The organism is Alloyangia pacifica (assembly GCF_020524285.1).
In the GTDB taxonomy this organism is placed as follows: Bacteria; Pseudomonadota; Alphaproteobacteria; order Rhodobacterales; family Rhodobacteraceae; genus Salipiger; species Salipiger pacificus_B.
Genome location: NZ_JAIVKX010000017.1, coordinates 1 through 12580, shown reverse-complemented (window position 1 = coordinate 12580; position 12580 = coordinate 1). Strand labels below are relative to the sequence as shown.

General features: G+C 63.4%; 15 protein-coding genes and 1 tRNA gene. 9 read left to right on the top strand and 7 right to left on the bottom strand.

All coding sequences use genetic code 11. The annotated features are described in order from the left end of the window. The first annotated feature begins 60 nt into the window (after positions 1-60). Genes LC039_RS20725 through LC039_RS20715 form a run of 3 tightly spaced genes read left to right on the top strand, consistent with a single transcriptional unit; the run spans position 61 to position 1944 of the window. Positions 61-1599: an HK97 family phage prohead protease gene (locus LC039_RS20725; protein ID WP_226627954.1), complete on the top strand. Its 1539-nt coding sequence runs from the start codon at positions 61-63 to the stop codon at positions 1597-1599. Continuing rightward, the gene (locus tag LC039_RS20720) at positions 1596-1748 is read left to right on the top strand and encodes a hypothetical protein (protein ID WP_226627953.1); all 153 of its coding nucleotides are present in this window, start codon (positions 1596-1598) and stop codon (positions 1746-1748) included. Before LC039_RS20725 ends, LC039_RS20720 begins: the two co-directional genes overlap by 4 nt. Next, on the top strand, positions 1735-1944 hold the full coding sequence (locus tag LC039_RS20715; protein WP_226627951.1) for a hypothetical protein: 210 nt from the start codon (positions 1735-1737) through the stop codon (positions 1942-1944). Before LC039_RS20720 ends, LC039_RS20715 begins: the two co-directional genes overlap by 14 nt. 57 nt (positions 1945-2001) lie before the next feature. Here the strand turns inward: LC039_RS20715 and LC039_RS20710 are convergent, their stop codons facing one another. Both LC039_RS20710 and LC039_RS20705 read right to left on the bottom strand, forming a co-directional pair. Then, positions 2002-2190, bottom strand: a complete 189-nt coding sequence (locus tag LC039_RS20710) for a single-stranded DNA-binding protein (RefSeq protein WP_264179632.1) — start codon at positions 2188-2190, stop codon at positions 2002-2004. A gap of 37 nt (positions 2191-2227) precedes the next feature. Beyond that, the gene (locus LC039_RS20705) at positions 2228-2473 is read right to left on the bottom strand and encodes a transcriptional regulator (protein ID WP_226627934.1); all 246 of its coding nucleotides are present in this window, start codon (positions 2471-2473) and stop codon (positions 2228-2230) included. 263 nt (positions 2474-2736) lie between these two features. Here LC039_RS20705 and LC039_RS20700 point away from each other — a divergent pair, with 263 nt between their 5' ends. The 5 genes from LC039_RS20700 (at position 2737) to LC039_RS20680 (ending at position 5029) form a co-directional block, all read left to right on the top strand. Further along, positions 2737-2976: a hypothetical protein gene (locus tag LC039_RS20700; protein WP_226627932.1), complete on the top strand. Its 240-nt coding sequence runs from the start codon at positions 2737-2739 to the stop codon at positions 2974-2976. Beyond that, positions 2973-3152 carry a hypothetical protein gene (locus LC039_RS20695; protein ID WP_226627930.1) on the top strand — a complete coding sequence of 60 codons (180 nt, stop codon included), beginning with the start codon at positions 2973-2975 and terminating at the stop codon, positions 3150-3152. Before LC039_RS20700 ends, LC039_RS20695 begins: the two co-directional genes overlap by 4 nt. A gap of 93 nt (positions 3153-3245) precedes the next feature. Next, positions 3246-3809 (top strand): hypothetical protein, encoded by a 564-nt coding sequence (locus LC039_RS20690; RefSeq protein ID WP_226627928.1) that lies wholly within the window; start codon positions 3246-3248, stop codon positions 3807-3809. Between the two features lie 3 nt (positions 3810-3812). Continuing rightward, entirely contained in the window at positions 3813-4019 is a 207-nt protein-coding gene (locus tag LC039_RS20685) for a hypothetical protein (RefSeq protein WP_226627927.1), read from the top strand. Then, positions 4013-5029 (top strand): tyrosine-type recombinase/integrase, encoded by a 1017-nt coding sequence (locus LC039_RS20680; protein ID WP_226627925.1) that lies wholly within the window; start codon positions 4013-4015, stop codon positions 5027-5029. Before LC039_RS20685 ends, LC039_RS20680 begins: the two co-directional genes overlap by 7 nt. 88 nt (positions 5030-5117) lie before the next feature. Here LC039_RS20680 and LC039_RS20675 read toward each other — a convergent pair. From LC039_RS20675 to LC039_RS20660, 4 genes are all read right to left on the bottom strand, one after another. Beyond that, positions 5118-5191: transfer RNA gene (locus LC039_RS20675), tRNA-Cys, on the bottom strand. A 144-nt stretch (positions 5192-5335) separates the two neighbouring features. Beyond that, positions 5336-6199 carry a sulfotransferase gene (locus tag LC039_RS20670; RefSeq protein ID WP_226627923.1) on the bottom strand — a complete coding sequence of 288 codons (864 nt, stop codon included), beginning with the start codon at positions 6197-6199 and terminating at the stop codon, positions 5336-5338. A gap of 1 nt (position 6200) precedes the next feature. Beyond that, positions 6201-7445 (bottom strand): glycosyltransferase family 4 protein, encoded by a 1245-nt coding sequence (locus tag LC039_RS20665; protein WP_226627922.1) that lies wholly within the window; start codon positions 7443-7445, stop codon positions 6201-6203. Further along, positions 7442-8635 carry a glycosyltransferase gene (locus LC039_RS20660; protein ID WP_226627920.1) on the bottom strand — a complete coding sequence of 398 codons (1194 nt, stop codon included), beginning with the start codon at positions 8633-8635 and terminating at the stop codon, positions 7442-7444. Before LC039_RS20660 ends, LC039_RS20665 begins: the two co-directional genes overlap by 4 nt. Before the next feature lie 675 nt (positions 8636-9310). Here LC039_RS20660 and LC039_RS20655 point away from each other — a divergent pair. After that, entirely contained in the window at positions 9311-11905 is a 2595-nt protein-coding gene (locus tag LC039_RS20655; RefSeq protein ID WP_226627919.1) for a hypothetical protein, read from the top strand. A 78-nt stretch (positions 11906-11983) separates the two neighbouring features. Here the strand turns inward: LC039_RS20655 and LC039_RS20650 are convergent. Further along, the coding region (locus LC039_RS20650) for a UDP binding domain-containing protein (protein ID WP_319003738.1) at positions 11984-12580 on the bottom strand (597 nt) is incomplete at its 5' end.

Sequence of the window (12580 nt, the reverse complement as noted above, 5' to 3'; positions counted from 1 at the left end):
CCACAGTTGGGCCTCTCGGCCCTCCCCATCCAATGAAATCTGACCATTCACGAGGCAACCATGCAGAAGGCCTTCTCCAAGCTCGAGATCAAGAGCGCCGACGAGGAAACCGGGATCATCATCGGTCTCGCCAGTACCCCCCAGACCGACCGTGTAGGCGATGTGGTGGAGCCGTTCGGCGCCTCCTACTCGCTGCCGATCCCCCTGCTCTTCTCCCACGACCACAACCAGCCGATCGGCGCCGTCACCGAGGTGAAGGTTGTCCCGGATGGAATCCGTGTGGTGGCGAAGTTGGCAATCGACGCCTCTGAGCGCATCCGCGAGGTGTGGGCCCTGATCAAGGCCGGCGCGCTGCGCGGCCTCTCGGTCGGCTTCATGCCCCTCGAGCGCGATCCCCTGCCCGATGGCGGCTACCGCTTCACCAGGTGGGATTGGCACGAGCTGAGCGTATGCGCCGTGCCCGCCAACGCAGGCGCCACCATCAGCAACATCAAGCACTACTCTGCGCAGCCGGTTTCCACGCTGCGCATTCATCCCATCAAGGAAACCCGAAAGGAAAAGTCCGTGTCCATTCATCAGAAACCGACATCGTCCGACGTCATCGGCAAGGGCGCGACACTCCAGTGGCTCGCGCGCGCAAAGGCATACCGCCAGCTTCAACCCGGCAGCCTCGACGAATTGGCTGCAAAACTCGGCGCGCCGGATGAGATCGTGCGTCGCCTCAAAGCCGTCGCAGAGGGCAACGCATCGCAGACCGGGCTTGCGGCTGGTGGTTCGGAGGTGCAGGCATTCATCTCTCAAGCCTCGGAAACCTCAGTGCTGCTACGCATGATCGCCGATCGCGCGACCTATCAGCTTCCCCTACGCACCGCGGTGTATCTTCCTGATGCCGACATGACGGCGCAGGTAGTCGGCGAAGGCGCACCAGTCCCCATTCAGGGGTTCGACCTCAACCGGACCAGCGTGGACAGCTTCAAGATCGGCGGCGCCTTCGCGGTGACCGAAGACCTGGTGCGCAACATCTCCCCAGCCGGGCAAGCCTTCCTGAACGGGCAGCTGCGCGCCGCGGTGGCCAAGGCGAGCGATGTCGAGCTCTTCGCCCGCCTGATGGACAGCGCGACCCTCTCGCTCGACGGGGGCGCGGACGCGGCGGATATCCTCGCTGCTGTGCGGGAAGCTCTTGCCGCAGTGATCACCCGCGCCACCGACCGCGCATACTTCACGTTCTCGGTCCAGGCGGCGAACTATCTCAGCGCACTGCAGGACGCCCCGGATGACTTCAACCCGTGGGATGGCACCTTCCTCGGCCGCCCGGCGATCATCACCGAGGGGCTGAGCGGCATGATCTTCGCCGTGGTCAACGCTCAGAGCTTCGTGGGCGCGGTGGACACCATCGAGATCGAGGCCTCGAACGCGGGCACCGTCGAGCTGCTCGACAGTCCGACCAACAACTCGATCGATGGCACCGCCACGACGCAGGTCAGCCTGTGGCAGTCCAACTCGATCGCGGTCAAGGTCGTGGCTTACCTGGCGTGCGAAGCGATCCGCACCGACGGCGTGGCCTACATCGAGATCCAGCCCGCCACGGTGTCGGCATGATTGACGCGAAAGTCTTCGGCGAAGAGCTTGCCGCGATCGTGAAGACCTCAATGCGCCCCTTGGAGCGGCGCATTGAGGCTCTGGAAGCTGAAGTCCGCGCTGGACATGAGCGCATCAAGCAGCTGGAGGCCGGCCATGAGGACCGATGAAGCGATGAAAAGGGTTTCTGCCCCTCTCGGGGAGGTGGTGCAGGCGCTTCAGGCGTCAGGCGCTGATCAGGTGACTGTCAACGAAGCGCTGAAGGCAATGTTGCCCCTCCTGAACTACACGCTGCGACTCGACGCACGCCTAACCAGCCTCGAACGCCAGATGCGCACGCAGCGGCAGGTATCCGAAGAGAGATAGGGGTAGACCGGGCCACGCTACCAGCTTAGGGCGCCATCGCGGCGCCCTAAGTCTCCCCTAAATGCGCGTGTAAATTCGGTGATTGTCCGTTTTTCCGCCGTTGTAGCGAACATTCGCGAACCGACCACCCAAGACTTCAGCCTTGAACCATTTCCCGAAATTCCGCGGGTCTTCGTCCAGCGGCCACTCTTGTCCGATGAGCGTCTTGAGTTCGAAGCCGCTGCCGGGCTCCAGCGCGTCGATCAATCTCTGTATCCGATCTCTATGATCAGGGAACGCCATATCAAGCCTTCCTCAAGCGCACACCCGGACCGAAATCGTCGGTCTCTGGGATGAAGTCCACTCCCATACCCTCGAGAGCCTGGCGCAAAGCAAAATCCACGAGCTTAGAGTGGTTGGACTCCCCGGCGGCGAGCTCAGCACGCCTTACTGTAGCGACCCCAATACGGGCGGCATCCGCAAGCTCTTGAGCCGTGATCTTCAGCATCGCTCGCGCTGCGCGGATTTGCTCCGGAATGATTGTTTGCATATCGTTTGATTTTCTATTGATCGCTGCTGGCTGCTTTGATATGCAGGCTATCATTCAAGCGTTCCAATATCAATGGAGACCATCATGAGAAATGCACCCGCAAGCGGGAACGGTATCGCCTTGCCTACCTGCACTCTCCACGAGCTGCACGACAACATCGCCCTGGCACTTGATGCGGTCTCGGTGCCGTCTCCCTGCCAGCGCACAATCAGCGAGGCACGCGGCTACCTGAGTGATGCCCTTCGGCAGATAGGCGGTGCAGTATGATCGCCATTCAGCACAGAGAGTGCCTTGAGCGGGTAGAAGAAGCCATCAGCGACGTTGGAGCTCTTCTCTGGGCACAGGAGGCACTGATCGTCGCCAACACCGAAGAAGTGGTAGCGGGAGACGGCCGGCATGCGCTGGACCTACTTCGATCGATCATCATCGAGAAGCAGAATGAGGCCGAGCGTGCCACCTCTGCACTCCGCAAGGCCCTCGACAGCAAGGAAAACGCAGCATGACCCCTCACGACAAGCTCTGCGCCGTAATCGCCATCCTGCAAGATCACATCCTTGCATCCGACAGCCTATACAATGGGGACGCGATGTTCCCAAACCGGCGCTTCAGAACGTCGTCCCTCGAGCTCGCCGAGGAACTGCTCGACTCCGTTCTCCCAGACGTGGAGTCACTCAAATGAGTGAAGCATCCGGAAATTTACTGCAGAAGCAAGAAAGCGCCTTGCTTTTGGATTTGGATTTGGTAATTCTAAATCTAAACCAGAGAGGCAGACATGGCGACTGTTGCAGAACTTGTCGAAGATATTTCCGAAATCATGGGAGTGAAGCCTGAAACAGTGAACGCATACGCCAGAGCGCTCATTGATTCAGGCGACCTTCCCAAGAGCCGAGGCCGGGCAATCGCTCACGTAGAGGTCGAGCACATCGTGAAGCTCTTCCTCGCGGTGGCGATCGCCCCGAAGATCAAGAACGCCGCAATTGAAGTTCACAAGTACTTCGAGATGTCGCGCGCGGGCTACCCTGGTGGCCTGCAAAGTGAGGATCGGGTCATCGCTGGCAAGGAAATCTGCGCCGTCGTGGAGACCATCCTCACGTACGACGAGAATGCGAGCGATGAAGAGAAGGAGTTTCGCAAGCAGTGCATACTCTCACAAATCGCGATCACCCTGAACTGGCAGGAGATCGAGATCCACATCAGGGAGGGCATTCTGCGCTTCAAAGATGGCGGAGACCCCAACTATTGGGGCGGATACGTCAAGCGCACAGTGACAATCAGCGGGCAGGCCTTCGGGATGCTCGGACACGCCAATGGTCGCGACTACGTGAAAGAGAGCTGAGACATGGCCCGCATCGCACCCCTCTTTGTCAATGACCGCAACGCGGCGGCGCTGCTGGACATGAAGCCGACCGATTTCCGCGGCCTGGTCGACAATGGGGTGCTGCCGAAACCTGTCAGCATTGGCGGGTTTGACCGATGGGATGTGGAGCAACTTCAAACCATCGCTCGAGGCGATGCTGCGGACGGAATGGGGCACATCGAATGGTAGGTCGCAAGAAACTCCTTTGGCGCCATCCCGCCGGGCGCTGGTACGTCCGCAAGTACCTCAATGGGAAAATGGTCTACATCGGCCGGATCACCGCAGAGGAAGGCACAGCTGAATTCGATCGGCAGTACTGGGAGATTGTCAGCGGGAAAAAAGCCGCGGCAAAAACGTCCTGGAATGCGCTGATCGCGGCCATGCGCGAGACGGACAAATGGGAGGGGTTTTCCCCTCGGTACCGGAAAGACCTCGAGCCCGTCTTCGACTACCTGAGCGACAAGATCGGGAAGGCTGACGTGGCGCGCCTGACCCAGGCGGACATCTACGACGCGATGGAGAAAAACCGTCACCGGGTCAGGTTCGCCAACTACATCCCGACGGCCATCAGCATGCTTTCGAAGCTGGCAATTCGGAAGCGCTGGCGCACCGACAACCCGGCCCTCGATATCGAGCCGCTGAAGGTACCTCAGAGCCGTCGGAAACCCCATTTGCCGTGGCCCAATTGGGCCGTGGATAAGATGCGGGAAGAAGGGCAGCCTTTGCCTCTGCTGATCTTCGAAATCGGCGTGGGAAGCGTCCAGCGCCCCGGAGACTGGGTGGGATTCCAGTGGGGCGACTACGACGGGGAATGCTTGAGTCTGGATCAAAACAAGACCGGCACGCCCCTACAGCTGCCATGCACAAAATTCCTCAAGGCTGCCCTGGACAGTGCGAAGGCCAACCTCGGCTTCGCACCGCACCCGACGCGCCACATCCTCACTCGAGCCGACGGCTCCGCAATGGACTACTTCGCAATGGCTCGAATCATGTCCGAAGAGCGCAAGCGCCTTGGATTGATGGCCTTCGATCAGCATGCACTGCGGTACCGCGGCGTGATGGAGCTGGCATGGGCTGGATGCACAGACGACGAAATTGCCAGCTACAGCGGGCACACCACCAAGGCAATGATCACGAAATATGCAGGAGAGGCACGGCAAATCATGCGCGCGCGGCAGGCTGCTGCCAAGCGTCAGTAGCGCTCGAACAGAACGAGACCAGAACAAGAAACTGATACCTGAGGTGATACTCCCATGACCGAGCAAACGCATAAGTCATTGAAAGTATTGGAGGCGAGTACCGGAATCGAACCGGTGTACACGGATTTGCAATCCGCTGCGTCACCACTCCGCCAACTCGCCGGGGGGTGTGGCACTCCTTAAGTTCCCTGCAGAGCGCCGTCAAGCAGATATCAGGACTTCGGGGGATTGGCGTCGCAAGGTCGCCCGGGTCGACGCAGCAGGCAGCCCTGACCACAGAGCACCAGCAGCCACAGCTTCTGGACGTCAGCTCATCGCCGTCGGGGCGAGGTACCCGAAACGCTCCATGATCGCGGCGCAGTTCTGCTGAACCAGTCCGGCCATTTCGGGGGCGAGGCGGGCCGGCGATGCCCCGCGCACAGGCGCCGAAGCGGGACGTTCGACGCAAATGCGATCGGGGTGGGCGCCCGACCGGTGCCTGCCCTCATGTCCTCGCAAACTCCCCTGCGCGGCGCCGCGGTCAAGACTACAAAGGTCGCTCACCGCCTGCATGGTCCGCTCGAAGTCGCCGATCATGTCTTCGTGCCGCACCAATTTCAGCGGGAGACCCCGCTGCTCGAGCCGCAGGAGGGCCTCGCCGAAATCACGATAGAGACGCAGGGCCATCGCCGGGTCCGCCCCCTGGGCCATCAGACTCTCGCAGGCATCGTAGGGATCGCGCACCATGCCGACAAAGCGGGCTCCGGGGTAGATCCGGTCGAGTTCGGGGGCAAGGCCTACATTCCGGTTCATAACCTTGACCAGCATGCGGCCACGGCCCGAGGGGAAGCCCATGCCCGGCGCCTCGAGTGCACGCTTGTAGCGGCGCACCGCCGGCAGGTTGCGATCGGTGGCCCGTGACAGTTCGCGGGCAATCCAGGCACGGTCGCGCGCACGCAGCGGACCGGGGGCGCGGCGCGGGTTCAGGATGTCTCCGCTGCGCAGAAGCGTCGGCAGGTAGCCCGCAAGCGTCTCGAAGGTTTCGGCACAAAAGGCCGGCCTCGGACGGAGCACCTCGTGCAGGGCTCCCTCCGGCCAGACGGTGTCGCGATGCGCCCGCAGCGCATCCTGCAACAGATCGGCGCCACCGGACTGCAGGCCGAGCAGGAAGATCGGAGCGGCATCGCTCATCTCAGCCCCTCCCCGCCGCGGCAGCCCGGGCCCCGGCGCCAAGCTCGACGTACTGCCCGAGCAGCGCGCGGGCGGTCTGGCGAATGTCGTAGCTCTCGGCCACGGTGCGCAGGGCGGCAGCGCCGAGCTGCGCGCGCAGCTCGGCATCCGCCGCGAACCTCTCCAGCGCCACTGCCAGCGCCTGCCGGTCGTCGACGTCGAAGAGCAGCCCGTTTTCACCGTCCGACATGAAGTCCACCGCCCCGCCCGTGCGCGCGGTGATGCAGGCGAGACCCGAGGCGCAGGCCTCGAGCAGCGCGTTGGACAGCCCTTCGCGGGCCGAGGGCAGCACGAAGACATCCACCGCCCGCAGAAGGTTCGGCATGTCCGCCACGTGCCCTAGCATCCGCACGCCCGGCTGTTCGAGCAGCGCGGTGGGAAGCTCGTCGCCCTCGCCGAAGGTCGCCTGGTAGCCCGACCCCGAGGAGCGGTTGGCTCCCGCAATGGCCAGCGTGGCCTGGGGCATGCGCGCGCGCACGTCCGACCATGCCTCCAGCAGCAGGGGCAGGCGCTTCTGCGCGGCAAGCCGTCCGGCAAAGAGGAAGATCGGCCCCGAGGGCAGGCCGAAGCTGAGACGCAGCTCATCCTTCTCGACCTGGCTCTTCGGCGGGCAGAAGCGCGCGCCATCGACACCATTTGGAATGAAGCGCAGTTTCTCGCTCGGCACGCCCAGGCCGGCCAGTTCGCTCTCGATTTCGCGGCTCACCATGGGGAACCGATCGACCGCCTGCGCCAAGTACGACAGGCGTTGGCGACCAAGCGGCTTTTTCGCGATCGACGTCGCCTCGCCACCACACATGGGCTTGGCCAGCAGCGGCGCGCCCGTCCAGCGCTTGCCGAGCGCCCCGGCCAGCGCCGGAGAGAAGAGCGAGTGGCAATGGATCACGTCGGGCTCGAGCTTGCGCACCATGCGCGCCGCACCGAGGATGAACCCCATCCCCTTCACCGGCTTGCGCATCGCAATGCGCCGCACCTTGACGCCATCAATGGTCTCCGCGGCGGGCAGGCCCGGGTAGCGCCGGGTGAGGATATAGACCTCGTGCCCCTGCCCCGTCATCAGCCCGGCAAGCTGCGCGACCTGTTTCTCGGCCCCGCCAACGATCGGATGGTACGACGAAATGATCATGCAGATGCGCAAGGGCTGCTGCGCCGCGGGCTCCGCCCGGCCCAAGGTCTGTTTCAGCGAGGAGATGCTGCCGCCGGTCATTGCCCGCCCTCCGATGCTGCTTCCGCCGTGCTCGCCGCCTGCGCGGGCGCCCGGCCCGCGGTCAGCGTCGAGAGCAGCTCGACCCACTTGGCCACCATGGTTTCCTTGTCGAAGAGCGTTGCGGCGCGGCGACGCCCTGCCGCGCCGAAGCGCTCGCGCAGACCGGGATCGCGCAGCACGCTCTCGAGTGCCTCGGCCAGCGCCGCCGTCTCGCCCGCGCCGACAAGTCGGCCGCTGATGCCGTCCTCCAGCGCGTCCGAGCAGCCATCCACATCGGTCGAGATGCAACAGCAGCCGCTGGCCATGGCCTCGAGAAGGGTGATCGGCAGCCCCTCCCAATGCGAGCTGAGCGCGTAGACGTCAAACGCCTGCAGCGCCGCCACCGGGTCGGACTGCCAACCCAGCATCTTTACGCTGCCCGACAGGCCCGCCGACGCGAGCGCCTGGTCGACCTCGCCCTGAAGCCGCCCCTCCCCGGCCATGACGAATTGGACCTGCGGGTAGCGCAGGACCAGCTCACGGAGAGATTCAATATAGTCGAGCGGCGCCTTCTGCGGCTCGATGCGCCCCATCCAGCCAACGACCGGCCGATCCGGGTCGAGCCCGAGGGCCCGGCGGGCCGCGGCACGATCCGCGGGCGGACAAAAGCGGTCCACGTCGACTCCGGTGCGGATCACACTGACGCGCTCGGGCGGCATGAGCTTGGCCTTCAGGGTTTCCTGCCGGGCGTATTCGGTCAGTGTCACCACGTGTCCGCCGAAGCCGCGCGCCACGAAGTCGAGCGCCCAGTAGACAGGGGCCTTGGCCCCCTGCACGCGGCGCTGAAAGGGCATCGACGCCTGCCGGTAGACCACGGGCCGTCTGGTGATCCTGCCGGCGGCGCGTCCGATGAACCCCGACTTGCTGCCATGGCAGACGATGACGTCGGCCTGATGTTCGCGCGCTGCCGAGACCACGCGGCGCAGCACACGGGCGTCGCCTCCGATGTCGATGCTGTAGCGCGCCATGTCCACGGGCTCTGCGCTGAGCCCACGCCGCGCCAGTTCCGCCGCATAGGCCTCGTTGTTCTCGGACAGGCAAAGCGTGTGCGCGCGGACTCCGATCCGCCTCAGTTCAGTCAGGAGCAGCTTGTTGTAGAGGGCGATGCCCCCGGTCGACTTCGTCACGGCTAGCAGACTGATCTGTCGCATGGGTAATCCACATATTAAGAAACAATAGATCTATGAATGTTCAAAACTGAGAGGCGCGGGGCGCTGCAGCGCAGCACCGATTCGGCCGAAAATGACCATTGCCGCAGGGACAGCTTACGCCGCCGGTGGCAAGTATGGCTCAGCACGTTGCCATCGAACAGGACAAACTCGAGCCGCGCCCATTTTTTGGGCAGTTCGGTTCTGGCAGATTTTCGCCTTTCCCGAGAGGATACAAATCATGGCCATTGTAGATCTTTAACTTAACGTTAACGTACAAAATACAATGAAAGTTAACCGTCTAGGGGAACGCGGACTGCGGACGGCCAGACGGATGTGCCTTTTTCTCGTCACATTTACAAAGCGCGTGTCTGATTTGGACCCCCGTCGCCGTTAGATCGGCGAGGTTTTACCGACGCCGACTCGGCGGAATTTCACCCAGTACCCCTAGGTAAAGTTTCAGACAGAATGCGCCTTCTGTGCGCTGCAGGTATCTAATGCTCACCGCAAAGGAACTACTCACACACAACATAAAGCAACAAATCGGGACTAAGTCACATAATGGTGGACAATAATTCAGAACTTCTTGCGTTTGAGGGGGCGCAAGGGTTTGGTGCAGGCGCTACGGGCGGCCGCGGTGGTGAAGTTGTAAAAGTTACAAATCTGAACGACTCCGGGGTGGGCTCGCTTCGCTGGGCCCTGGAAGATCTGGACGGACCGCGCATTGTGGTGTTCGAGGTCGGCGGACAAATCGACCTCACCAGCCAGATTGAAATTAACGGTGACGTTACGGTGGCCGGGCAGACTGCGCCCGGGGGGATCACCGTAACCGGCGCCCGCCTCCGTGTTGTCGAAAGCAACGTGATCATCCGCGGCATCAACGCGCGTCCGGGGGATGACCCCGACGGGATGAACCCCGACGATCGCGACGGCATCTCGATCGGCAAGGCCGGCAACACCGTCGAGAACGTGATCCTCGACAGCAACTCGATCAGCTGGTCGATCGACGAGAACGTCGCGACCTGGGGCTCGCCGAGCAACATCACGATCTCGAACAACATCGTTGCCGAGGCGCTCAAGGAGTCGCTGCACTCCAAGGGTGAGCACAGCATGGGCATGCTGATCGGCGACCATAGCTCGAACGTCAGCATCATCGGCAACCTGCTGGTCAGCAACAAGTTCCGGAATGCTCTGGTCAAGGATGACGCGAAGAACATCGAGTTCATCAACAACGTCATCTACAACTACGGCAACGAGGGCCTGCTGGTCGCCGGCAAGTCGACGGTGCACGTGATCGGCAACTTCTTCATCAAGGGTGAAGACTCCAGCGGCCGCGAAGCCATCCGCTTCATCAGCAACACCGGCGAAGCCGCCTACTACGTGTCGGACAACGTCGGTGACGTTGGCGGCGAGAACACCTCCCAGATCGAAAGCAGCTTCGTGTTCGATCCGGCGACCACCGAGGTCATGTCCTCGAGCGAGGCGCTCGACTGGATCCTCGAGAACGTCGGCGCACGGATCAACGGCGAGCTGAGCGCGATCGACCAGCGCATCATCGACACGGTGATCAACGACACCGGATCGCTGATCGACTCGCCCAGCGACGTCGGCGGCTACGGCAACCTGCAGGGCTCCGCGGCTCTGAAGGACAGCGACGGCGACGGGATCCCGGACCAGTACGAGAAGATCATCGGCTCCAACGCCAGCGTCTCGGACGCCAACAAGGACGCGGACGGTGACGGCTACACCAACATCGAAGACTACATCAACGGCCTGCTCGACGGCTTCGATGAGTCCACCGGTGGCGGCAGCGAGATCATCGAAAGCCCGGACGAAACCACCGACAGCGGCAACACCGGCGCCGGCGTCGGAACCGTCCTGACCGTCGAGGCGGAAGACCTCGTGCTGACCGAGGGCTGGGCAACCAAGTCGCTGACCGGATCGTCGGGCGGCAAGGTCATCCAGAACGAGAGCGGCTCGCTGCAGAGCGCCTCGCTGGCCTTCGACGGCGACGCGGGCGTCTATAGCCTCACCGCCAACTACTACGATGAGAACGACGGCGTCAGCACGCTGGCGGTCCTCGTCAACGGTGAGCAGGTCGCGACCTGGGACTGGGACAAAGAACTGGGCAGCGCGCTGGCCAACAAGACCACCCTCACCTCCAAGGTCATCGAGGGTCTCGAGCTGAGCAAGGGCGACGTCGTCACCCTGCAGGGCCAGCACGATGGCAGCGAACCGCTGCGCATCGACACGGTCAGCCTCGAGATGACCGGTGAGAGCACCGATGTCACCGGTCCCGAAACCGGGACGGACACCGGATCCGAGACGGACACCGGCACCGAGACCGGCACTGGCACCGGTGATATCGGCGCCATCGGCACGGTCATCTCCGTCGAGGCGGAAGCCCTGCAGCTCACCGAAGGCTGGGCGGTCAAATCGCTGGCCGGCGCTTCGGGCGGCAAGGTCATCCAGAACGAGAGCGGTTCGCTCCAGGACGCTTCGCTGACCTTCGACGGCGACGCGGGCGTCTACAGCCTGGCCGTCGACTACTACGACGAGAACGACGGCGTCAGCGCGCTGGCAGTCCTCGTCAACGGCGAGCAGGTCGCGACCTGGGACTGGGACAAGGAACTGGGCAGCGCGCTGGCCAACCACACCACCCTGACCTCCCAGGTCATCGAGGGTCTCGAGCTGAGCACGGGCGACGTCGTCACCCTGCAAGGCCAGCACGACGCGCGCGAGCCGCTGCGCATCGACACGGTCAGCCTCGAGATGACCGGGCTCAGCGATGGCTCCGGCGATGGTTCCGGCTCCACCTCCACCGAGCAGGCACCGGAGAACTCCGCCGAGTGGCTGTGGATGGAAGCCGAGTCTTTCGAGTTCGACGCGAGCGCCAACAAGGGCTTCCAGGTGGGCAGCATCGTGGCGGCCTCCGGCGGCAAGGTGCTGAACGCGATCGGCGATGCCGAAGCAACGGCGACCTTCGACGGCGCCTCGGGCACCTATGACATCGGCGTCGATCACTTCGACGAAAACGATGGCGTGTCCTACCTCGAGGTCCGCGTCAACGGCGAGGTGGTCGACTCCTGGCTCTGGGATGCCGAACTCGGCGACCGGCTGGCGAACGACAACACGCTCACCCGCCACCTGATTTCGGACGTCGAGATCGAGTCCGGCGATGAGATCATGCTCGCCGGCTACGGCGACGGCGGCAGCGAGCCGCTGCGCATCGACGCGCTCGAGTTCATGCCGAGCGACACGCTGCTGGGCTAATTCCAGACCCAGAGATGGCAAGACCCTGGATCGGGCGGCGCAACCATGCGCCGCCCGATCTGCATGTGCAGGGATCATTCAGGCAGCAGCCGGGTCGCCGCGCCCGACGCTTTCGTAACTGCTGAACCCGGACGCCAGCGCATCCTCGTAGGTGTAGATATTGCGCAGGTCCGCCATGCGCGGCGTCGCCATGCCCGCGGCCAGAACCTTCAGGTCCAGCGCGCGGAACTCGTTCCACTCGGTGAGGATGACCAGCAGGTCCGCATCCTTGGCGGCGACATAGGGATCTTCCTCCCAGGCCACGCCCGGCAGCAGCGCCTCGCCCTCGCGCTTGCCCTGCGGATCGACCACCGACACGCTCGCGCCGCCGCCCACAAGCGCTGGCACGATGGTCAGCGCCGGGGCGTCGCGCATGTCATCGGTGTTGGGCTTGAAGGTGACGCCGAGCACGGCGACCTTCTTGCCGTTGAACGAGCCCTCGCAGAGATCGAGCAGCTTGTCGGTCATCCGCCGCTTGGTGTCCTCGTTGACCTTGATCACCGTCTCGACGATGGAGATCGGCGCCGCGTGCTCCTGCCCGATGCGGGCCAGAGCCTTGGTATCTTTAGGGAAACACGAACCGCCATAGCCCGGGCCCGCGTGCAGGAACTTGTTGCCGATGCGGCCGTCGAGCCC